Genomic DNA, 245 nt, shown 5'->3' with positions numbered 1-245 from the left:
GGTGCACGTTCGTCGCTGCCGACGATGAGCAAGAGCGATACACGTCTGGGCGCATGGGTGCGCGGCCTGCTCTCGCGAGCGCATCAAAACACCGTCGTCGTCGCTCTTGCGGCCAAAATGGCGCGGATCGTCTGGGCACTTCTGCGCCACGGACGGACCTACGAACCCACATTGCTGGCGGCGTGAACGAGATCGGCCGATGCCCTTGGCATCCGCTGCATGATGTCTGCGGGAGGTGAGAAGAA

General features: G+C 63.3%; 1 pseudogene. It reads left to right on the top strand.

Annotation, left to right across the window (positions count from 1 at the left end):
• Positions 1-186, top strand: a pseudogene (locus QHC67_RS19095) (IS110 family transposase); the annotation flags it as partial.
• Between the last annotated feature and the right edge of the window lie 59 nt (positions 187-245).

The organism is Sphingobium sp. (assembly GCF_033795625.1).
Lineage (GTDB): Bacteria > Pseudomonadota > Alphaproteobacteria > Sphingomonadales > Sphingomonadaceae > Sphingobium.
Note: the sequence above shows the minus strand (reverse complement) of the source record. Positions and strands in the feature narration are given on the sequence as shown.